This is a genomic window from Paracoccus versutus, assembly GCF_029909795.1.
Classification (GTDB): domain Bacteria; phylum Pseudomonadota; class Alphaproteobacteria; order Rhodobacterales; family Rhodobacteraceae; genus Paracoccus; species Paracoccus versutus.
In genome coordinates, this window is sequence record NZ_CP038196.1 from 1282431 (window position 1) to 1303771 (window position 21341).

Sequence of the window (21341 nt, forward strand, 5' to 3'; positions counted from 1 at the left end):
GTCCCCCTTCAGCGGACGCCCTCGCGCCCTTTCGCGACCCGGTCATAGGCCCAGAGCGCCCGGCCCGCAACCGCCCGCCAGGGCCGCCAGGGCTCGGCCAGTTCGGCCAGCGCCGCCGGGCGGGGCCGCTCGGCCAGGCCGTAGAGCAGCCGCGCCGCCTCGGCCAGCGCCAGGTCGCCCGAGGCGAAGGCATCGGCGCGGCCAAGCGCGAATTTCAGATAGATGTCGGCCGTCCAGCGCCCGATGCCGGGCAGCGCGGTCAGCCGGGCGATCACCTCGTCGTCGGGCAAGGCGCGCAGCCCCGCCCAATCAAGCTGCGCCGTGGCGATGCCGCGCAGATAGCGGATCTTCGGCCGCGACAGGCCGGCGGCGCGCAGCGCCTCGTCATCGGCGGCGGCGATCCCCGCCTCGTCGGCCAGGCCGGCCGCGGCCATGCGCGCGCCGATGGCATTCGCCGCCTGGACCGAGATCTGCTGCGAGACGACCGCATCGCGAATCGCCGGAAAGCCCTCGGGCCAGCGCCGCAGCGGCAGGGGCAGCAGCGCCGGCAATTCGCGCGCCCAGACCGGGCAGACCCGCATCAGATGCGCCGCGCCTTCCTCCAGGTCGGCGGCGGCGCGGATCTCGCGCATCAGCCCTCGTCCTCGTCGGCCAGCCGCGCCTCTTCCTTCAGCCGGGTCTCGAAGGCCATCGAGATATGGTGGCGCAGCGCCTGTTCGGCAGCCGGCCCGTCATGGGCGGCGATGGCCTCGACGATGGCCTGGTGCTCGTCCAGCGTGACCACGTCGCGGCCCTGCGCCGCCAGGCTGGTGCGCGCCATCAAGGCCATGCTGCGATGCACCAGGTCCAACTGCTGGACCAGATAGCGGTTGTGCGAGGCCAGGTGGATCTGGTGGTGAAAGCGACGATTGGCCCGCGCCAGCGCCTGCGGGTCGCCCAGGATGGCGCGGTCGTCCTCGACCATGCCGGCCAGGACGCGCACCTCCTCGGGCGTGGCGTGGCGCGCGGCCAGCCGCGCCGCCAGCGCCTCGAGTTCCGCGCGCACGGTGTAAAGCTCGGCCAGCTGGTTGTGGTCCAGCGTGGCAACGATCAGGCTGCGCCCGTCGCGCTTGAGCATGGACTGGGTCTCCAGCCGCTGCAAAGCCTCGCGGACCGGGGTGCGCGAGACGCCGAAGCGTTCGGCCAGCTCGGATTCGACCAGCCGGTCGCCGGGGCGGTAAATGCCATTGTCGATGGCCGAGAGGATCAGGGAATAGGCGTCTTTCATGGGACGCACGATCCGCGCTTGCAACGGCGATTGCAAGCGCCATGCCGCAGGTTTAGGCAGGGATCATGGATTTTCGGCATGTCACCACCTGGATCTTCGATCTGGACAACACCCTTTATGCGCCCGAGGTCAGGCTTTTCGCCCAGATCGAGCGGCGCATGACCGCCTTTGTCATGCGCGAGCTGCGCGTGACCGAGGCCGAGGCCAACCGGCTGCGCAACCATTACTGGCGCCAGCACGGCACCACGCTGGCGGGGCTGATGGCCGAGCATGGCGTCGATCCCCTGCCCTATCTGCGCGAGGTCCATGACATCGACTTCACCGTGCTGACGCCCGACCCGGCGCTGGCCGGGCTGATCTCGGCCCTGCCCGGCCGCAAGATCGTGCATACCAACGGCGACAGCGCCTATGCGGCGCGGGTGCTGGAACATCGCGGGCTGATGGTCTTCGACGCCATCCACGGCGTCGAGGAGGCGGATTTCCACCCCAAGCCCGACCCGCGCGCTTATGCCGCAGTCCAGGCCGCCGAGGGGTTCGACCCCGCCCAGGCCGCCATGTTCGAGGACGACCCCAGGAACCTCGCCATCCCGCATTCGCTTGGAATGCGGACGATTCTGGTCGGTGCGGGCCGCCACGGCCCGGACGAGCTGGCCCAGGATCACGACCACGGCCCGCATGTGCATTACCGCACCGGGGATCTGGGTGCCTTCCTGCACGGGCTTGCCGCAAGCCTAAGCTTGGGTAAGATCTGAAATTCGCCGACAGGAAACCGAAAAAAGAACAGGGAACGCGCATGTCCGAACCGCTTACTCCCGCCGAGGCCCAGGCCGAGGCGCGCACCGCCACCGCCCTTTACATCTTCGCGCTGCTGGTCGTCGTGCTGGCGGTTGTCGGCGTCCTGATCTGGGGCCTGCCGGCGCTCGGCATACTCGGCCTTGCGGCGACGCTGCTGATGTTCCTCATGCTCGGCGCCTATGCGGCCGGGTTCTAGGCCGACCCGCACCGACCCCCTCACCAGACCCGGCGCCAGACCATGCAGATCGACGATACCGAGATCCTCGTTTCCGGCGGCGGCATCGCCGGGCTGATCGCCGCGGCCGCCTTCGGCAGCGCCGGGCATTCCGTGACCTGCGTGGACCCCGCCCCGCCCGTGACCGAGGAAGGCGCCCAGGGCTCGGACCTGCGCAGCACCGCCTTCCTGCACCCCTCGATCGCGGTGCTGCAGGCAGCCGGGCTCTGGGACCGGCTCGCGCCGCATGCCACCGCGCTCCAGGTCATGCGCATCATCGACGCCGGCGGGAAACTGTCGCAGGCGCGGCTGACGCGCGATTTCGACGCATCCGAGATCTCGGACCAGCCCTTCGGCTGGAACCTGCCGAACTGGCTCCTGAAACGGGAAATCTCGGCCCGGCTCGCCAGCCTGCAAAACGTCCGCTTCCTGCCCGGCACCGGCACCGCGGGCCTGCTGGTCCGCGACAGCGAGGCGCTGGCCACCTTGACCGACGGCAGCCGCATCCGGGCCCGGCTGGTGATCGGCGCCGACGGGCGCAACTCGCCCACCCGCGAGGCGCTCGGCATCGGCACCCGCACGCTGCGCTATGGGCAAAAGGCGCTGGCCTTCGCCGTGACCCACGAACGCCCGCACGACAACGTCTCGACCGAGATCCACCGCTCGGGCGGCCCCTTCACCCTGGTCCCCCTGCCCGACCGCGACGGCAAGCCCTCCTCGGCCGTGGTCTGGATGGAGCGCGGCCCGGAAACCGCCCGGCTGCGCGCCCTGCCGCGCGAGGCATTCGAGGCGGAACTGAACCGCCGCTCGGCCGGCGTTCTGGGCCAGCTGACCCAGGCGACGCGGCTGACGGAATGGCCGATCATCAGCCAGATCGCCGACCGCTTCACCGGCCCCCGCACGGCACTGATCGCCGAGGCCGCGCATGTCGTCCCGCCCATCGGCGCGCAGGGGCTGAACATGAGCCTCGCCGATCTCGCCTCGCTCATCGACCTCTCGGCCGGCGATCCCGGCAGCGCCGCATCGCTTGCCGCCTACGAACGCCGCCGCCGCCCCGAGGCGCTGGCCCGGCTGATCGGCATCGACGCGCTGAACCGCGCCAGCATGATCTCGGCCCGCCCGCTGCGCGACCTGCGCGCCGCCGCCCTGGGCGGGCTCTATGCCGTCGCCCCGGTGCGCCGCATCATGATGCGCGCCGGCCTGGGCGTGACCTGAGCCCCTTCCACCGTTTCCCAAATACTCATCCGGCCGGCCCAGCCAGCACCGCCCCGGACTTCTTCGTTCCCCAAATACCCAAGGGACCGCACCGCCGGGCGCGCCCTTCCCGGCTGGCGCGCGCCGGCGCAATCTGCCAGATAACGGCCATGGCCAAACCGATCACCGCCTTCACCTGCACCGCCTGCGGCGCCAGCCATCGCAAATGGGCCGGCCGCTGCGACGCCTGCGGCGCCTGGAACACCATCATCGAGGAAGCGCCGCTTTCCCAAGGCCCGGGCCGCGGCCTGGGCACGCTCAAGGGCAAGCCGATCCCGCTCTCGGGCCTTGCCACGCAGGACGCGCCGCCCCGGCGCGCCACCTCCGGCATCGCCGAGCTCGACCGGGTGCTGGGCGGCGGGCTGGTCCCCGGCTCGGCCATCCTCGTCGGCGGCGATCCGGGCATCGGCAAGTCCACCCTGCTGCTGCAGGCCGCCGCCGCCTTCGCCCGCGCCGGCCAGCAGGCGATCTATGTCTCGGGCGAGGAAGCCAGCGCCCAGGTCCGGCTGCGCGCGCAGCGCCTGGGCCTCGGCGACGCGCCCGTCCGCCTGGGCGCCGAGACCGCGCTGCGCGACATCCTGACCACGCTCGACGCCGAGCGGCCCGATGTCGCGGTGATCGACTCGATCCAGACGCTCTGGTCCGACCGGATCGAGGCCGCGCCCGGCTCGGTGGCGCAGGTCCGCGCCAGCGCCCATGAGCTTGTCACCTTCGCCAAGCGGCGCGGCACCTCGGTCATCCTCGTCGGCCATGTCACCAAGGAGGGCCAGATCGCCGGCCCGCGCGTGGTCGAGCACATGGTCGACACCGTGCTTTATTTCGAGGGCGAGCGCGGACACCAGTTCCGCATCCTGCGCGCCCACAAGAACCGCTTCGGCCCGGCGGACGAGATCGGCGTCTTCGAGATGACCGGCGGCGGGCTGGCCGAGGTCGCCAACCCCTCGGCGCTGTTTTTGTCCGAACGCGGCGAGGCCAGCGCCGGCTCTGCGGTCTTTGCCGGGATCGAGGGCACCCGCCCGGTGCTGACCGAGGTGCAGGCGCTGGTCGCTCCCTCGACATTGGCAAGTCCCCGCCGAACCGTGGTCGGCCTCGACTCCGGCCGGGTCTCGACCATCCTCGCCGTGCTCGAGGCGCGCTGCGCCGTCCCCTTCGCCGGCCTCGACGTTTTCCTCAATGTTGCCGGGGGGATGCGGGTCAGCGAACCCGCCGCCGACCTGGCCATCGCCGCCGCGCTCCTCAGCGCGCGCGAGGACGTGGCGCTGCCGCCCGAGGCGGTGCTTTTCGGCGAAATCAGCCTGTCGGGCGCCCTGCGCCCCGTCGCCCAGGCGGAAAACAGGTTGAAAGAGGCGCAGAAACTTGGTTTTTCACGGGCGATCCTGCCTTCGGCGACCAAGGTCGAGGGCGTGGCCGGGATGCGGATCGACCGCATCGCGGATCTGACAAGTTTCGTGGGCGAGACATTCGGCGCCGGATGAACTCGTCCCAAAGACGCGGGCAATCCCGCGAAAGGGCGTGAAAATGGACGGATTCACCATCATCGACGGCATCGTCGCAGCCGTGATCATCCTCTCGGCGATCCTGGCCTATGCGCGGGGATTCGTGCGCGAATCGCTGGCGATCCTCGGCTGGATCGGCGCGGCCGTGCTGGCCTTCATCTTCGCGCCGACGGTGCGGCCGATGGTGGCGCAGGTGCCGGGGCTCAACAAGTTCCTGGCCGACAGCTGCGAGCTTGCCACCATCGCCGGCTTCGCCGCGGTCTTCGCGCTGGCGCTGGTGCTGTTTTCCATCATCACGCCGCTGTTCTCCTCGGTCGTGCAGCGCTCGGCGCTTGGCGGCGTCGACCAGGGCATGGGGTTCCTCTTCGGCGTGGCGCGCGGCATCCTGCTCGTCGCCATCGCCTTCATCGTCTATGACCGGGTGATGGCCAGCCAGCCCGTGGCGGTGGTGGACAACTCCCGCTCGGCCCAGGTGTTCGAGCGCATGCGCGGCCAGATGGACCAGCAGATCCCGCAGGACGCGCCGGGCTGGGTGGTCAGCCGCTATGAACAGCTGGTGCGCAGCTGCGCCCCCACGGGCCAGCCGGTCGATGCGCAGACGCCGGCCCCCACCCCCGCCGCACCGGCGAATTGAGCCGATATGGCCAATTTGTGACATAAAATGCGCCCCGCGACGGCCGTGGGGCGTGACTTCGCCCGCATGACACCCTAGATTGGCGTCAAGCGTCCCCTTACCCAGCCCCCGGAATAGCCCCAAGAGTCGGTGATGATGCAGCCATTCCTTGCCCATCCCTTCGATTCCGACCGCCTGCACGAAGAATGCGGCGTGTTCGGCGTGATCGGAGTGACGGATGCCGCCAATTTCGTCGCCCTGGGGCTGCACGCCTTGCAGCACCGCGGGCAGGAGGCCGGCGGCATCGTCAGCCACGATGCCGAGCAGGGCTTCAACAGCGCCCATCGCTTCGGCTATGTGCGCGACAACTTCACCAAGCAAAGCCTGATGGAAACGCTGCCCGGCTCGCTCGCCATCGGCCATGTGCGCTATTCCACCGCCGGCACCAAGGCGGCGACGGCGATCCGCGACGTGCAGCCCTTCTTCGGCGAATTCGCCATGGGCGGCTGCGCCGTGGCGCATAACGGCAACATCACCAATGCCATGGCCCTGCGCCGCGAGCTGATCGAGCGCGGCTCGATCTTCCAGTCCTCCTCGGATACCGAATGCATCATCCACCTGATGGCGCGGTCCATCCAGCGCAACATCCCCGAGCGGATGAAGGACGCGCTGCGCCGGGTCGAGGGCGCCTTCGCGGTGATCGCCATGACCCGCACCAAGCTGATCGGCGTGCGCGACCCCCTGGGCGTGCGGCCGCTGGTGCTGGGCCGCATCGGCGACGATGGCTTCGTGCTGGCCTCGGAAACCTGCGCGCTCGACATCATCGGCGCCGAGTTCCTGCGCGAGATCGAGCCGGGCGAGATGGTGGTGATCTCCAAGGGCGAGGTCGAAAGCTCGCGCCCCTTCGGCCCTTCGACGGGGCGCTTCTGCATCTTCGAGCATGTCTATTTCTCGCGCCCCGATTCGATCATAGGCGGCCGTTCCGTCTATGAGACCCGGCGCCAGATCGGCGTGGAACTGGCCCGCGAGGCCCCGGTCGAGGCCGACCTGGTCTGCCCGGTGCCCGACAGCGGCACCCCGGCCGCCATCGGCTATGCCCATGAAAGCGGCATTCCCTTCGGCATGGGCATCATCCGCAACCAGTACATGGGCCGGACCTTCATCGAGCCGACCGAGCAGATCCGCAACATGGGCGTGCGGCTCAAGCTCAACGTCAACCGCGCGCTGGTCAAGGGCAAGCGGGTGGTGCTGGTGGACGATTCGGTGGTGCGCGGCACCACCTCGCGCAAGATCAAGGACATGATCCTGGACGCGGGCGCGGCCGAGGTGCATTTCCGCATCGCCAGCCCGCCCACCGCCTGGCCCTGCTTCTACGGCGTGGACACGCCCGACCGCGAAAAGCTGCTGGCCGCGCAGATGTCCGAGGAAGAGATGCGCGAATGGATCGGCGTCGATTCGCTGGCCTTCGTGTCGCTGGACGGGCTCTATCGCGCCGTGGGCGAGGCCAAGGGCCGCAACAATGCCTGCCCGCAATATTGCGACGCCTGTTTCTCGGGCGAATATCCCGTGGCGCCCTTCGACCAGCTCGAGCGCGGCTTTCGCATGAAATCCTCCGGCGCCCCCAGCCCCGTCACCGGCCACGCCGCGGAATGACGGCCCCGGCGATGCCGGGCTCCTGCCGAGAGCTGAGGGCCGGTATCGCCACGGGCACTCCCTCTTTCTGAGCGATGGTTGCCCGCGCGGGCGGGGCGAATGGTTCCGCCCTCGCAGGCGCCGGCTTTCCGGTTGCCAGACTGGGCGCTTTCGAGCAGATGTGCAGGCCCCGGCCATGTGCCGGTCAGGCCCGACAGCCGCAGGGACAGCAAGGCCCCCACGATACCGGACCATGCCGAGCGGAGGCCGCATCGCGACGGCCCTCCATCCTTCTTGAACGATTGGTTTGCCGGGGCGAGCGAGGCGAATGCTTCCGCCCTCGCAGACGCCGGCTTTCCAGCCGCCGGACTGGACGCTTTTGGACAGATGCGCATAGGCCGGCCATACGCCCGGCCTTCGGCAGGTCAGGCCAGACAACTGCAGGGGTGACAAGGCCCCCGACGATACCGAGCCATGCCGAACTAAGGGCCGATATCGCCACGGGCACTCTTTCATTCTGAACGCTTGTTCGCCCGCGCGGGCGAATGCCTCCTCCTTCGCAGACGCCGGCTTTCCGGTCGCCGGGCTAGGCGCTTTGGGACAGATGCGCAGGGGCTCTGGCCTTCGGCAGTTCGAGCCCGGCAACTGCGCAGGCGGCAAGGCGGCGCATCGCATCTCCTTGCCGGCATCGGAAATGGGCGATGCCGCTTACCCATTCCCGAAAAATGAAAAGAGCCGCATTGCGCGGCTCTTCCCGATATATCGCGGGGGCGGACCAGGGGGGTCGCCTTTCGCGGCCGCTCACTCGATCATGGGGAGGAGCTGGTCGATGGACTTCTTGGCGTCGCCGTAGAACATGCGGGTGTTTTCCTTGTAGAACAGCGGGTTCTCGATGCCGGAATAGCCGGTGCCCTGGCCGCGCTTGGAGACGAACACCTGCTTGGCCTTCCACACCTCCAGCACCGGCATGCCCGCGATCGGCGAGTTCGGGTCCTCCTGCGCCGCCGGGTTCACGATGTCGTTCGAGCCGATCACGATCGCCACGTCGGTCGAGGGGAAATCCTCGTTGATCTCGTCCATCTCCAGCACGATGTCGTAGGGCACCTTGGCCTCGGCCAGAAGCACGTTCATGTGCCCCGGCAGGCGCCCCGCCACCGGGTGGATGGCAAAGCGCACGTTCTTGCCGCGCGCCCGCAGCTTGCGCGTCAGCTCGCTGACCGATTGCTGCGCCTGCGCCACCGCCATGCCGTAGCCCGGCACGATGACGATCTCGTCCGCCTCGTTCAGCGCCGCCGCCACGCCGTCGGCGTCGATGGCCACCTGCTCGCCCTCGATCTCCATCGCCGGGCCCGCCTCGCCGCCGAAGCCGCCCAGGATCACGCTGACGAAGTTGCGGTTCATCGCCTTGCACATGATGTAGCTCAGGATCGCACCGGACGAGCCGACCAGCGCGCCGACCACGATCAGGAGGTCGTTGCCCAGGGTGAAGCCGATCGCCGCCGCCGCCCAGCCGGAATAGCTGTTCAGCATCGACACCACCACCGGCATGTCGGCGCCGCCGATGCCCATGATCAGGTGATAGCCGATGAAGAAGGCCAGAAGCGTGATCAGCACCAGCCACAGCACCGGCGCCCCGGCGGTGCAGTAAAGGATCACCGACAAGAGCGACAGCGCCGCCGCCCCCGCGTTCAGCATGTGCCCGCCCGGCAGCTTCCGGGGCTTGCCGTCGATCTTGCCGGCGAGCTTGCCGAAGGCCACGATCGAGCCGGTGAAGGTCACCGCGCCGATGAAGATCCCCAGCGCCACCTCGACCTTGAGCATGGCGATCTCGGCCGGGGTCTTGTGCGCCAGCACCGCGGCGAAGCCGTGGAACTCGGCCGCCGCGTCGGCGGCGCGGGCGCGCAGCACCCGCGAGAGCTCGAACTGGGCGTTGAAGCCGATCAGCACCGCGGCCAGGCCGACCAGGCTGTGCATGGCCGCGACCAGCTGCGGCATCTCGGTCATCTGCACCCGCTTGGCCACGACCCAGCCGATGGCGCCGCCGATGGCCAGCATGACCAGCGTCAGCCCCCAGTTGCCGTAGCCCGGCCCGATCAGCGTCGCGACCACCGCCAGCGCCATGGCCGCGATGCCGTACCAGACCGCGCGCTTGGCGCTTTCCTGGCCGGAAAGCCCGCCCAGGGACAGGATGAACAGCACGGCCGCGACCACATAGGCGGCGGTGGTGAATCCGTATTCCATGCGCCCTCTCCCCTTACGACTTCTGGAACATGGCGAGCATCCGGCGCGTGACCAGGAAGCCGCCGAAGATGTTGACGCCCGCCATCAGCACCGACAGCGCCGCCAGCAACACCACCAGCCAGCCGCCCGAGCCGATCTGCAGAAGCGCGCCGACGATGATGATCGACGAGATCGCGTTGGTGATCGCCATCAGGGGCGTGTGCAGCGAATGGCTGACGTTCCAGATCACCTGGAAGCCGACGAAGACCGCCAGCACGAAGACGATGAAATGCGACAGGAAGCTCGCGGGCGCGAACAGCCCCACCAGCAGCATCGCCGCCGCGCCCGCGCCGAGCAGCGTGACCTGGCTGCGGGTCTGGGCGCGGAAGGCGGCGATCTCCTGCGCGCGCCGTTCCTCGGGGGTCGGCTCCCTGGGCTTCTCGCGCGGCTTCTGGGCGGCGATGGCCGCGACCCTGGGCGGCGGCGGCGGCCAGGTCACGTCGCCGTCATGGGCGACGGTGGCGCCGCGGATCACGTCGTCCTCCATGTTCTGCACGATGACGCCGTCCTTGCCCGGCGTCAGGTCCGAGAGCATGTGGCGGATGTTGTTGCCATAAAGCTCCGAGGCTTGCGCGCCCATCCTCGACGGGAAGTCGGTATAGCCGATGATGACCACGCCGTTTTCCGTGACGATGCGCTCGTCCGGCACGGTCAGCTCGCAATTGCCGCCGCGCTCGGCCGCCAGGTCGACGATGACCGAGCCGGTCTTCATCGCCGCGACCATGTCGCGGGTCCAGAGCTTGGGCGCATCGCGGCCGGGGATCAGCGCCGTGGTGATGACGATGTCCATCCCGGGCGCCAGTTCGCGGAACTTCTCGAGCTGCTTTTCCCGGAACTCGGGGCTCGAGGGCGCGGCATAGCCGCCGGTCGCGGCCCCGTCCTGCACCTGGTCCTGGAAGTCCAGGTAGACGAATTCCGCGCCCATCGATTCGATCTGCTCGGCCACCTCGGGGCGCACGTCGAAGGCATGGACCTGCGCGCCCAGGCTGACCGCCGCGCCGATGGCGGCAAGCCCGGCGACGCCCGCGCCCACCACCAGCACCTTGGCCGGCGGCACCTTGCCCGCCGCGGTGACCTGGCCGGTGAAGAAGCGGCCGAAGTTGTTCGCCGCCTCGATCACCGCCCGGTAGCCGGCGATATTGGCCATCGAGGACAGCGCGTCCATCTTCTGCGCGCGCGAGATGCGCGGCACCATGTCCATGGCGATGGCGGTGACGCCCTGTTCGCGCGCCAGCTCCAGGAGGTCCGGGTTCTGCGCCGGGTAGAAATGCGAGATCAGGGTCTGCCCGCGCCGCATCTGCCGCAGCTCGGCCTCGCTCGGCGGCCGGACCTTGACCACCACCTCGACCGCCCCGACCAGCGCCGCGGCATCGGGATGCACGGTGACGCCTGCCGCCTCGTAGGCCGCATCCGAAAACCCCGCACGAACCCCCGCGCCCGTCTCGACATGCACGTCATGCCCCAGCTTGCGCAGATGCCCCGCAGAGGACGGAGTGATGGCGACCCGAGCCTCCCCCTCAAAAATCTCCTTCAATCCGCCGATCTTCACCAGGCCACCTCCCCTGTTAGCGACTTTCAGCGTCCCCCATAGCAGAGCGCAACAATCTTTCACAAGAGAGTGAGGCGCCGCACATTCCACGAATGTGACCCTGCGTCAGAAACACCATCGCGGAGTTCAGTAGTCGCTGACCAGCAGGTGAACCGGGGGCTCGTCCTCGTGGACGGTGGCGAAACGCCCGATGGGCGCGGCGAAGATATTGTCGGTCAGGTCGTCGTTCACGGTCGAGACCTCGCCGATCAGCACCGGCCCGCCCTCGGCCCAGAACTCGTGCCAGTCGCCCGGACGCAGCGTCACGGATTCGCCCGGCGCCAGCCGCAGCACGCCGCCCGGCGCGATCTCGCGCGCGATGCCGTCGCAATCGACCCGGCAGGGCGCATTGCGGTCCATGCAGCCCTGCGCGTCCGACCCGCAAAGCCGGATGGCCAGCGTCGCGCCCCAGCGGTTGATGATGTCCTCGGTCTTGATGGCATGGGTATGCATCGGGCTGATCTGGTTTTCCTGCGAGATCAGCAGCTTTTCGGCATAGACCATGCCCCTGCCCGCCTGCAGCTCGGCAAGCCGGCCGTTCCTGAGCGTGAACAGGAACAGGCCCAGCCGATCGAAATCGCCCTGGCCGTAATCGGTGATGTCCCAGCCCAGCCGGCCGTCGCGAATCGCCGGCGTGGCGCGGGCGCGAAACTCCTCGGGGCTCCAATGGGCGAATGGCGGCAGGTGGAAGCCTGCCTTGCCAATCAGCTCGGCCGCCTCGGCCATGATGCGGTTGATGCGCGAGCGTTCCACGATGCCCTCCCTAGATCCAGCGCCTGACCTGCATCCTATAGCGGTCATAGGCGGGACCGAAAGCGGCGGCGATGACGGCTTCCTCGCGCAGGATGAAGCGGCGCTGCAGGAACAGGGCGAAGGCCGGCACCGTGACCAGCCCCGCCGGCGCGGCCAGCGCCAGCATCAGCCCGGCCAGCAGAATCAGGTCGGCCAGATAGATCGGATTGCGCGAAAAGCGGAACGGGCCGCCCGTCACCAGCGCCTCGGGCCGGCGGCCGGGCATGACGGTGGTGCGCGCCCGCCACATGGTCAGCGCCGCCCAGAGCATCAGCCCCAGCCCCGCCGCGACCAGCAACAGGCCCAGCCCGCGCAGCGCCGGCGGCAGGCCCAGCGGCACCAGCCGACCCAGCACCGCCCCGGCCGATGCGAACAGCACCAGCCAGACCGGCGGCAGGCCGGCCAGCCGCGCGATCATGCCGCGCGGCTCGTCTGTTCGGCCTTGGCCTGCAGGCGGCGGGCGTGCAGCACCGGCTCGGTATAGCCCGAGGGCTGCATGCGGCCCAAAAAGACCAGGTCGCAGGCCGCCTGGAAGGCCACGCCGTCAAAGCCCGGCGCCATCGGCGCATAGGCCGGGTCGTCCGCGTTCTGGCGGTCCACCACCGCGGCCATCTTGCGGAAGGCGTCCATGACCTGCCGGTCGGTGACGATGCCGTGATGCAGCCAGTTCGCCAGCGACTGGGCCGAGATGCGCAGCGTGGCGCGGTCCTCCATCAGGCCGACGTCGTTGATGTCGGGCACCTTCGAGCAGCCGACGCCCTGGTCGATCCAGCGCACGACATAGCCCAGGATGCCCTGGCAGTTGTTCTCCAGCTCGCGGGTGATCTCGGCCTCGCTGTAGTTGCGGCCGCCGGCCAGCGGGATGGTCAGCAGGTCGTCGAGCCGCAGGGGCCGGCGCGCCGCGGCGATCTGGGCCTGGCGGGCAAAGACGTCGACCTTGTGGTAATGCGTCGCATGCAGGGTCGCGGCGGTCGGGCTGGGCACCCAGGCGGTGTTGGCGCCGGCCATGGGATGGACGATCTTCTGCTCCAGCATCTCGGCCATGCGGTCGGGGATCGCCCACATGCCCTTGCCGATCTGCGCCTTGCCGGCCAGCCCGCAGGCCAGGCCGATGTCGACGTTGCGATCCTCGTAGGCCGAGATCCAGGGCTGCGCCTTCATCTCGCCCTTGGCCAGCATCGCGCCCGCCTCCATCGAGGTGTGGATCTCGTCCCCGGTGCGGTCGAGGAAGCCGGTATTGATGAAGGCCACGCGATGCTTCGCGGCGCGGATGCATTCCTTGAGGTTGGCCGAGGTGCGGCGCTCCTCGTCCATGATGCCCAGCTTGACGGTATGGCGCGGCAGGCCCAGCACATCCTCGACGAAATCGAAGATCTCGCAGGCGAAGGCGACCTCCTCGGGGCCGTGCATCTTGGGCTTGACCACATAGATCGACTGCGTGACCGAGTTCTTCGGCCCCTCGCGGTCCAGGTCGCGCTTGGCGCAAAGCGTCGTGACCATGGCGTCCAGCAGGCCCTCGAAGACCTCGCCGCCGTCGCGGTCCAGCACGGCGGGGGTGGTCATCAGGTGGCCGACATTCCTGACCAGCATCAGGGCGCGGCCCTTGGCGGTGACTTCCGAGCCGTCGGGCGCGGTGAAGGTCACGTCGGGATTGAGGCGGCGGGTAAAGGTCTTGCCGCCCTTCTCGACCTCTTCGGCCAGGGTGCCATCCATCAGGCCCAGCCAGTTGGCATAGGCCAGCGCCTTGTCCTCGCCATCGACGCAGGCGACGGAATCCTCGCAATCCATGATCGCCGACAGCGCCGATTCGATCACGATGTCCGAGATGCCCGCCTTGTCCTGCGCGCCGACCGGGGTCGAGGCGTCGATGACGATGCGGATCAAGAGCCCGTGGTTCTTCAGGAAGATGTCGGTCGGAGTGGCGCCGTCGCCGCGATGGCCGGCGAACTTGGCCGGCTCGCGCAGCGCCGGGACCAGCGCGCCGTCCGTGACCGACAGCGCCTCGATCCCCGCCCAGGAGCCCTCGGCCAAGGGCGCGGCAGTGTCGAGGAAATCGCGGCCCCAGGCGATGACGCGGGCGCCGCGGGCGGCGTCATAGCCCTTGCCCTGCGGCAGGTCGCCCAGGGCATCGGTGCCGTAAAGCGCATCATAGAGGCTGCCCCAGCGGGCATTGGCGGCGTTCAGCGCATAGCGCGCATTGGTGATCGGCACCACCAGCTGCGGCCCGGCCACGCTGGAGAATTCCGGGTCGGTCTCGGGCGTCTCGATCTGGAAATCCTCGCCCTCGGGGACCAGGTAGCCGATCTCGGCCAGGAAATCGCGATAGGCGCCGGCGTCCTTGGGTTCGGCGCGATGGGCGATATGCCAGGCGTCGATGGCCGATTGCAGCTCCTCGCGCCGCTCCAGCAGCGCCCGGTTGCGCGGCCCGAAATCGTGGAGCAGGGCCGAAAGCCCCTCCCAGAACCGGCGCGGCTCGACGCCGCTGCCGGGCAGCGCACGCTCGTTGATGAAGGCGGCAAGCGTCTCGTCCACCCGCAATCCTGCCTTTTCCACGCGACCCATCGCACTTCCCCTTGCTTCAATTGTCCGGCTGGCTTTGGTGTGCCGTGGTATGCCAAACGGCGCAGGGTTTCAACCGGCCCGACCTTCAATGATCCCGCAATTCTGCCTTGCGTAAAAATTGAAAGCCGCCGTCCGAGTGACCGGACGGCGGCACGCACCCGCATGGGACGATCAGTTCGCCGGCGGCGTGGTAGTGGTTTCGCCGGCCGGCGGCGTCACCGGGGCCGCCGGCTCTTCCACGGTGATGGCGTCGTCCAGCGCCTCGCCGGCATCCTGCATCGCCTCGCCCGCAGCCTCGGCGGCATTGTCGGCGGCTTCCTGCGCGGCGGTCGCGGCCTCGCCCGCGGCTTCCGCGGCGTCCTGGGCGGCGTCGCCGACGGCGGCAGCGGCATCATCGGCCGCCTCGCCCATCGCCTCGCCCGCGGCTTCGGCACCGCTTTCGACGGCGGTGGCAGCGTCGCTCGCGGCCTCGCCGGCGGCATCGGCGGCGTCCTCGGCAGCGGTCGCGGCGTCGTCAGCCGCATCCGAGGCGGCTTCGGCCGGGGTTCCGGTCGTGGTGGCATCCGTCGCGGCCGGCGCGGTCGTGGTTCCCGGCACGTCCGCGGTGGTGTCCGCGGGCTCGGTCGTGGTCACGGCGGCATCCTCGCCGGTGGTCGCGCCTTCGTCGCGGCCCATGAAATACTGCAGCACGAAATAGGCGATGGCCAGGGCCAGCAGGATGCCGATGATCAGCGGCAGCGGCGAGGCGCGCCGCTCGACCGGCTCGACATAGGTCTCGGGCGCCGCGGCCGGGCGCTGGGGATCGGTGCCCTCGGTCCGCTTCGGATCGTTCGGGTCGTAATGGGCCATTCTTGTTCCTCGCTCTTCTGGTTGGCGCTTGCGGCTGGTCGGCCGGGGACGGACCCCGGCTTGCGACCCGGCTATCCTGCGTCTAACACTTGGGTTTCGCACAAGTTCCGCCGTGCCGCCGATTTTTTTCGCCTGCCATGAGGTGCCCCATGACCGTCACGCAATATCTCGCCGATTGGCGCCCCTATCCCTTCGAGATCGCCGAGACGCGGCTGGAATTCGACCTCGCCCCGCGCGCAACGCGGGTGCGCTCGCAGATCGACTTCCGCCGCAAGGGCGCGGGCGACCTGGTGCTGGACGGCGCGGGGCTGAAAACGCTGTCTTTGGCGATCGACGGCAAGCCGCTCGACCCCGCGGGCGCGACGGGCGGGCGGCTGGTGATCCCCGCCGCCGACCTGCCCGACGCCTTCACCTTCGCCGCCGAGGTCGAGATCGACCTCGAGGCCAATACCGCGCTGGAGGGGCTGTATCTGTCCGGCGGCATGTTCTGCACCCAATGCGAGGCCGAGGGCTTTCGCCATATCACCTGGTATCCCGACCGCCCCGACGTGATGGCGCCTTTCCGCGTCACCATCCGCTCGGACAAGCCGGTGCTGCTGTCGAACGGCAACCCGGTCTCGCAGGGGGCGGGTCAGGCGGTCTGGCACGACCCCTGGCCGAAGCCCGCCTATCTCTTCGCGCTGGTCGCGGGCGATCTGGTGGCGGTGCCCGACAGCTTCACCACCATGTCGGGCCGCCAGGTGGCGCTGAACGTCTGGGTGCGGCCGGGCGACCAGGACCGCGCCGGCTATGCCATGGAATCGCTGATCCGCTCGATGAAATGGGACGAGGAGGCTTACGGCCGCGAATACGACCTCGACGTGTTCAACATCGTCGCCGTGGATGATTTCAACATGGGCGCGATGGAGAACAAGGGGTTGAACATCTTCAACTCCAAGCTGGTTCTGGCCAGTGCCGAAACCGCGACGGACGGCGATTACGAGCGCATCGAGGGCGTGATCGGCCATGAATATTTCCACAACTGGACCGGCAACCGCATCACCTGCCGCGACTGGTTCCAGCTGTGCCTGAAAGAGGGGCTGACGGTGTTCCGCGACCAGCAGTTCACCTCGGACATGCGCTCGGCCGCGGTCAAACGCATCCATGACGTCCAGACCCTGCGCGCGCGCCAGTTCCGCGAGGATGCCGGGCCGCTCGCGCATCCGCCGCGCCCGGACCACTATCAGGAGATCAACAATTTCTACACCGCCACGGTCTATGAAAAGGGCGCCGAGGTCATCGGCATGCTCAAGCGGCTGGTCGGCGATCAGGGCTATCGCCGCGCGCTCGACCTCTATTTCGACCGCCACGACGGCCAGGCCTGCACCATCGAGGACTGGATCAAGGTCTTTCAGGACGCCACCGGCCGCGACCTGACCCAGTTCAAGCGCTGGTATACTGATGCCGGCACGCCGCGGCTGACGCTTTCCGAGGATTGGCGCGACGGCACGCTCACGCTGGATTTCCGCCAGGAAACCGCGCCGACCCCCGGCCAGCCGGACAAGCCGCCGCGGGTGATTCCCATCGCGCTCGGCCTGATCGGCCCGAATGGCGACGAGGTGCTGCCGACCACGGTGCTGGAGATGACCGAGGCCCGGCAGAGCTTCCGCTTCGGGGACCTGGGCGCGCGGCCGGTGGTTTCGCTCCTGCGCGGCTTTTCGGCGCCGGTGACGGTCTCGCGCGAGATCGCGGCGGACGAACAGGCGCTGCTGCTGGCGCATGACACCGACCCCTATGCCCGCTGGCAGGCCGGCCACGACCTGGCGCTGGACGCGCTGATCGCGCGGTCCACCGGGGCCGAGGGCGGCGCGGAATTCAGCCGCGCCATCGGCGGGCTTCTGGCCGATGCCGAGGCCGACCCGGCCTTTGCCGCGCTCTGCCTGTCCCTGCCCGGCGAGGAAGAGATCGCGACCACCATCGCCGCCCGCGGCGAGATCCCGGACCCGGACGCGATCCATGCCGCGCGCGAGGCGCTGGCCCGCGACATCGCCGCGGCGCATGAACCGGCGCTGGCCCGGCTCTACGAGGCGATGGCGACCCCCGGCCCCTATCGCCCCGATGCCGAGGGCGCGGGGCGGCGCAGCCTGCGGCTCGCCTGTCTGGGCCTTCTGTCGCGCATCGACGGGGCCGCGCGGGCCGAGGCGCTGTTCGCCGCCGCCTCGAACATGACCGAGCGGCAGGGCGCGCTGGAATGGCTGATCGCGGCCGGCAGGGACGCCGAGGCGCTGGCGGCCTTTGCGCGGGAATTCGCCGGGAACCGCCTGGTCATGGACAAATGGTTCATGGTCCAGCCGCTGCGCGCCGCGCCCGGCCTGGCGGTGGCCCGCGCCCGCGATCTTGCGGCGCGGCCGGATTTCGACTGGAAGAACCCGAACCGCTTCCGCGCCCTGATCGGCGGGCTCGGCGCGAACCACGCCGCCTTCCACGCCGCCGACGGCTCGGGCTACGATTTCACCGTGGACTGGCTGATGCGGCTCGACCCGGTGAACCCGCAGACCACCGCGCGCATGTGTTCGACCTTCGAGACCTGGACCCGCTACGACGCCACCCGCCAGGCCCATGCCCGCGTCGCACTTGGCCGGCTGGCGGCGATGCCGGGCCTGTCGCGCAACACCTCCGAGATGGTTACGCGCATCCTTGCCGGTGGCGCCTGACCATGATCGAACCACTCTTGCGGGCATCTTGCGGGCACGGCAATACTGCCCCCATGGATGCCCGCGAGGACATGAAACGCCGTCTCGATCCGCTGATTGCCGAGCGGGCGCCCTGGCTTTTTTCGGGCCGCCGGCACCATGCGCTGGCGCGGCAGCTGCTGATGCGGCTCCTGCGCTATCCGCGCACCTTGGAGCTGGCGGCGGAATATCGCGACCTGCCCACGGACGAGGTCATGCGCCGCATCGCCGGGCTGATCCTGCGCGACCTGCGGGTCGAGGGGATCGAGCATATCCCGGCCACCGGCCCGGCGCTGATCGTGTCGAACCACCCGACCGGGATCGCCGACGGGATCGTGCTGAACGCGGTGATCGCTGCGGTGCGGGACGATCTTTTCGTCTATGCCAATCACGACATCCTGCGCATCCTGCCGCAATTCGACAGCCTGATCGCCCCGGTGGAATGGCGCGCCGAAAAGCGCAGCCATGCCAAGACCCGCGCCACGATGGACTATACGCGCGAGGCGCTGGGGCGCGGGCGGATCGGTCTGATCTTCCCCTCGGGCCGGCTGGCCAAGCGCCGGGGCCTGAGCCTGCACGAGCGCCCCTGGATGGCCAGCGCAGCGATGATCGCACGCAAGTTCGATGCGCCCATCATCCCGCTGCGGATCCGGGCGCGCAATTCGGCGCTGTTCTACCTGCTTGACGCGATCCACCCGACGCTGCGCGACGTGACGCTGTTCAACGAGGTGCTGAACAAGGCGGGCCAGCCCTTCCGCGTGACCATCGGCGCCCCGATCCCGGCCGCGTCGCTGCCCGGCCGCAGCGAGGACGGCATCGCGCTCTTGCGCGATACGGTGCTGGGACTGCCCGCACCGGGCCAGAACGCGGTGCGCATGTCGCAGATCCGCGGGCTGTTCCAGCGCCGCCACGCGCTCGCCAAGCCGCGCCCGATCGAGTGAACTGCGACGCCGGCCTCATGATCGGTGTCGCAGATGGGTATTTATGGAACGAAGAAGCCCGGTGCCGCTTTCCGAAATTCAGCGCGGCACCGGGCTTCTTCGTTCTTCAAATACCCATGCGACCGCGACGCAGAAGCTACGGCCCAAGAAGATCACACCACCATGTCGTCGCGATGGACCAGCGCGGCCCGGCCGGGATAGCCGAGGATGCCCTCGATCTCGTCGCTGCGATGGCCGGCGATGGCGCGCGCCTCGGTCGAGGAATAGCGCACGAGGCCGCAGGCCAGCCGTGCGCCCTTGCCGTCCTGCACCACCACCGGATCGCCCCGGCCGAAGCGGCCCGAGACGGCGGTGACGCCGGCCGGCAGCAGCGACTTGCCCTGCCCCAGCGCCAGCGCCGCGCCGGCATCGACGGTGATCTCGCCCTTGGGCTTCATCGCCGCGATCCAGCGCTTGCGCGCGGCCTGCGGGTCGGTGTCGGGCAGGAACCATGTCACCCGCGCGCCACTCGCCACGGCGGAAAGCGGGTTCAGCACCGAGCCCTCGGCGATGGCCATGGCGCAGCCGCCCGCCACCGCCGTGCGCGCCGCCATCAGCTTGGTCTTCATGCCGCCCTTGCTGACGCCCGAGATCGGGTCGCCGCCCATGGCCTCGATCTCGGGGGTGATCTGCTGGACCACCGGCAGGTGACGCGCGGCGGGGTCGGTCTTGGGATTGGCGGTATAGAGCCCGTCGACGTCGGACAGCAGCAGGAGTTGGTCGGCCCCGCAGGTCACGGCGATCTGCGCCGCCAGCCGGTCGTTGTCGCCGAAGCGGATCTCGTCGGTCGCCACGGTGTCGTTCTCGTTCACGATCGGCACCACGCCGAGGCCCAGGAGCGTCTGCATGGTCGCCCGGCTGTTGAGATAGCGGCGCCGGTCGGTGGTGTCGTCCAGCGTCACCAGCAGCTGCGCGGTCTTGACGCCATGCGGCGCCAGCGCCTCTTCATAGGCGCGGGCGAGCTTGATCTGGCCCACCGCCGCCGCCGCCTGCGACTGCTCGACCCGCAGGGGACCGGCGGGCAGGCCCAGCACCTGCCGCCCCAGCGCGATGGCGCCCGAGGAAACCAGCACCACGTCCGTCCCCCGCCCCCGCGCCCGCGCCACGTCGTCGCAAAGCGCGCGCAGCCATTCGGCGCGCAGCCCCGCGCCGTTCACCAGCAGCGCCGAGCCGATCTTGACCACCAGCCGCTGCGCGCGGCCCAGTTCCGGCGTCAGGGCTGCCACGGCTTGTCTTCCTTGTCGGCGGCGGGCTTGCGCGAGGGCGCGATCCGCGACCAGAGTGCGCGCAAGACCTCGGTCACGCCTTCGCGCGAGACGCCGGACATCAAGAGCACCGGGCCGCCGATCTCGGCCTCGAGCGCCGCCTTGCGCTCGGCCAGCGTCTCGGGGTCGAGCGCGTCGATCTTGTTCAGCGCCGTCACCCGCGGCTTTTCGGCCAGAGCCGGGGAATAGGCCTGAAGCTCGGTCAGGATGGTGCGGGCGTCCTGCGCCACGTCCTCGGCCGTGCCGTCGACCAGGTGCAGAAGCACGCGCGAGCGCTCGACATGGCCCAGGAACTGGTCGCCCAGGCCCCGGCCCTCGGAAGCGCCCTCGATCAGGCCGGGGATGTCGGCCATGACGAATTCATGCCCGTCCACGCCCACGACGCCCAGGTTCGGGTGCAGCGTGGTAAAGGGATAGTCCGCGATCTTGGGCCGCGCGTTCGACACCGCGGCAAGAAAGGTCGATTTCCCGGCATTCGGCAGGCCCACCAGCCCGGCATCGGCGATCAGCTTCAGCCGCAGCCACAGCGTGCGCTCGACCCCCGGCTGGCCGGGGTTGGCGTGGCGCGGCGCGCGGTTGGTCGAGCTTTTGAAATGCAGGTTGCCGAAGCCGCCGTTGCCGCCCCTGGCCAGCAGCACCCGCTGGCCCGGCTCGGTCAGGTCGGCGACCACGGTTTCCTGGTCTTCTTCCAGGATCTCGGTGCCGACCGGCACGCGCAACAGGATGTCGTCTCCCGAGGCGCCGGTGCGCTGCGCGCCCATGCCATGCCCGCCCGACTTGGCGAAGAAATGCTGCTGGAAGCGAAAGTCGATCAGCGTGTTCAGCCCCTCGACCGCCTCGGCCCAGACATCGCCGCCATTGCCGCCGTCGCCGCCGTCCGGCCCGCCATATTCGATGAACTTCTCGCGGCGGAAGGATACGCAGCCCGCGCCCCCGCCGCCCGAGCGGACATAGACCTTGGCGAGATCGAGGAATTTCACGGGCGCAATCCTGTCAGCTATGGCAAAGCCGTGGGATACGCGCTTGGCCGTTTTCGTGCAAGT

Annotated in this window: 18 protein-coding genes; 8 read left to right on the forward strand and 10 right to left on the reverse strand. The window is 69.4% G+C overall.

All coding sequences use genetic code 11. From position 1 onward, the window contains the following. Positions 1–8: 8 nt before the first annotated feature. Both E3U25_RS06290 and E3U25_RS06295 read right to left on the reverse strand, forming a co-directional pair. A complete protein-coding gene (locus E3U25_RS06290) occupies positions 9–632 on the reverse strand; it encodes a DNA-3-methyladenine glycosylase family protein (RefSeq protein WP_116220913.1) in 624 nt (207 codons plus the stop codon). Continuing rightward, complete coding sequence (locus E3U25_RS06295) at positions 632–1267, reverse strand: GntR family transcriptional regulator (protein WP_036759669.1); 636 nt, start codon at positions 1265–1267, stop codon at positions 632–634. Before E3U25_RS06295 ends, E3U25_RS06290 begins: the two co-directional genes overlap by 1 nt. Before the next feature lie 65 nt (positions 1268–1332). On the opposite strand from E3U25_RS06295, the gene E3U25_RS06300 reads away from it, so the two are divergent. From E3U25_RS06300 to purF, 6 genes are all read left to right on the forward strand, one after another. Beyond that, positions 1333–2019: a pyrimidine 5'-nucleotidase gene (locus E3U25_RS06300; RefSeq protein WP_114536419.1), complete on the forward strand. Its 687-nt coding sequence runs from the start codon at positions 1333–1335 to the stop codon at positions 2017–2019. Positions 2020–2060: 41 nt separating this feature from the next. Continuing rightward, positions 2061–2258, forward strand: coding sequence for a hypothetical protein (locus E3U25_RS06305; RefSeq protein ID WP_036759671.1), 198 nt, complete (start codon positions 2061–2063; stop codon positions 2256–2258). A 42-nt stretch (positions 2259–2300) separates the two neighbouring features. Next, a complete protein-coding gene (locus tag E3U25_RS06310; protein WP_116220912.1) occupies positions 2301–3491 on the forward strand; it encodes a UbiH/UbiF family hydroxylase in 1191 nt (396 codons plus the stop codon). Positions 3492–3640: 149 nt separating this feature from the next. Continuing rightward, the gene (radA, locus tag E3U25_RS06315) at positions 3641–5005 is read left to right on the forward strand and encodes a DNA repair protein RadA (RefSeq protein WP_036759673.1); all 1365 of its coding nucleotides are present in this window, start codon (positions 3641–3643) and stop codon (positions 5003–5005) included. Positions 5006–5048: 43 nt separating this feature from the next. After that, positions 5049–5660: a CvpA family protein gene (locus E3U25_RS06320; protein WP_036759674.1), complete on the forward strand. Its 612-nt coding sequence runs from the start codon at positions 5049–5051 to the stop codon at positions 5658–5660. Positions 5661–5795: 135 nt separating this feature from the next. Next, the gene (gene purF / locus E3U25_RS06325) at positions 5796–7292 is read left to right on the forward strand and encodes an amidophosphoribosyltransferase (protein ID WP_114536430.1); all 1497 of its coding nucleotides are present in this window, start codon (positions 5796–5798) and stop codon (positions 7290–7292) included. Between the two features lie 780 nt (positions 7293–8072). Here purF and E3U25_RS06330 read toward each other — a convergent pair. The 6 genes from E3U25_RS06330 to E3U25_RS06355 form a co-directional block, all read right to left on the reverse strand. After that, positions 8073–9512 carry an NAD(P)(+) transhydrogenase (Re/Si-specific) subunit beta gene (locus tag E3U25_RS06330; protein ID WP_116220911.1) on the reverse strand — a complete coding sequence of 480 codons (1440 nt, stop codon included), beginning with the start codon at positions 9510–9512 and terminating at the stop codon, positions 8073–8075. 13 nt (positions 9513–9525) lie between these two features. Next, positions 9526–11100, reverse strand: coding sequence for a Re/Si-specific NAD(P)(+) transhydrogenase subunit alpha (locus tag E3U25_RS06335; protein WP_116220910.1), 1575 nt, complete (start codon positions 11098–11100; stop codon positions 9526–9528). 126 nt (positions 11101–11226) lie between these two features. After that, a complete protein-coding gene (locus tag E3U25_RS06340; protein WP_116220909.1) occupies positions 11227–11892 on the reverse strand; it encodes a D-lyxose/D-mannose family sugar isomerase in 666 nt (221 codons plus the stop codon). Between the two features lie 10 nt (positions 11893–11902). After that, positions 11903–12349, reverse strand: a complete 447-nt coding sequence (locus E3U25_RS06345; protein WP_166435396.1) for a methyltransferase family protein — start codon at positions 12347–12349, stop codon at positions 11903–11905. Continuing rightward, a complete protein-coding gene (locus E3U25_RS06350) occupies positions 12346–14493 on the reverse strand; it encodes a malate synthase G (protein ID WP_116220908.1) in 2148 nt (715 codons plus the stop codon). The genes E3U25_RS06345 and E3U25_RS06350 overlap by 4 nt, the downstream gene beginning before the upstream one ends. Positions 14494–14664: 171 nt before the next feature. Next, positions 14665–15342, reverse strand: a complete 678-nt coding sequence (locus E3U25_RS06355) for a hypothetical protein (RefSeq protein WP_116220907.1) — start codon at positions 15340–15342, stop codon at positions 14665–14667. A 149-nt stretch (positions 15343–15491) separates the two neighbouring features. Between E3U25_RS06355 and pepN the strand changes: the two genes are divergently transcribed. Together pepN and E3U25_RS06365 are read left to right on the forward strand one after the other, a co-directional pair. After that, a complete protein-coding gene (pepN, locus tag E3U25_RS06360; RefSeq protein ID WP_116220906.1) occupies positions 15492–18035 on the forward strand; it encodes an aminopeptidase N in 2544 nt (847 codons plus the stop codon). A gap of 71 nt (positions 18036–18106) precedes the next feature. After that, complete coding sequence (locus E3U25_RS06365; protein ID WP_370362682.1) at positions 18107–18994, forward strand: 1-acyl-sn-glycerol-3-phosphate acyltransferase; 888 nt, start codon at positions 18107–18109, stop codon at positions 18992–18994. A gap of 152 nt (positions 18995–19146) precedes the next feature. On the opposite strand, the gene proB is transcribed toward E3U25_RS06365, so the two are convergent. Both proB and obgE read right to left on the reverse strand, forming a co-directional pair. Further along, complete coding sequence (gene proB / locus E3U25_RS06370; RefSeq protein ID WP_116220905.1) at positions 19147–20259, reverse strand: glutamate 5-kinase; 1113 nt, start codon at positions 20257–20259, stop codon at positions 19147–19149. Then, positions 20247–21278, reverse strand: coding sequence for a GTPase ObgE (obgE, locus tag E3U25_RS06375; protein WP_116220904.1), 1032 nt, complete (start codon positions 21276–21278; stop codon positions 20247–20249). Before obgE ends, proB begins: the two co-directional genes overlap by 13 nt. Positions 21279–21341: the final 63 nt, after the last annotated feature.